At 56.4% G+C, this 573-nt stretch carries 1 protein-coding gene; it reads left to right on the top strand.

The window, feature by feature from the left end; all coding sequences use genetic code 11:
* Positions 1 to 235 (top strand): hypothetical protein (locus EOA22_RS38415; protein WP_206521569.1); only part of this gene is annotated, 235 nt, incomplete at its 5' end.
* Positions 236 to 573: the final 338 nt, after the last annotated feature.

The raw sequence follows: 573 nt of genomic DNA, 5'->3' as shown, positions 1-573 counted from the left end.
GGCTTGCCCCTTGTATCCCGCGAACCCCGTCGTGAATACGCCGCCGACATCCTGGACGTTTCCAGTTGTGCTGCACTCGACCGTGACCGATGTCGTTTCGAACGTCGTTTCGGCCGAGATGCCTGAGCCGACTGTTGTACCAGCACCGCTTGCGATAGCCGAGCACGCTTCCGCGCCAGATATCTGCAACGTGGATGCCGCCGCTAACGCAAGCAACGAAACACCCGCCAATTGATAGGCCTCGCGCGGCACTCTCATTCGATCCCACCTTACGAGAATCGATACCGTCACAGTTAAGGCAATTACAATAAATCACCGGCCCTTCAATGGGGCTCGTTGACTTGATTGACAGGCAGTGTACGCAGCGCGCTGCTCGTCGGCAATGGTTAGGCGTTCGCTCTCAGGCCACTATAAGGTCATGTGTGGCGACAAGGTCACTATCGAACTCAGATTGAACCGCTCACATGCAGTACAACGCCGTACAAGGACGCGAACATCTAGAGGTCAGAATAGGCTGCCGAAACGGTCAGGCTTCCCGCGTGGGCAACCTTGCGGTCGTAACTTGCCCATATT

The sequence above is a fragment of the Mesorhizobium sp. M7A.F.Ca.US.014.04.1.1 genome, from assembly GCF_003998745.1.
In the GTDB taxonomy this organism is placed as follows: domain Bacteria; phylum Pseudomonadota; class Alphaproteobacteria; order Rhizobiales; family Rhizobiaceae; genus Mesorhizobium; species Mesorhizobium ciceri.
This window is presented reverse-complemented; position numbering and strand designations above follow the sequence as displayed.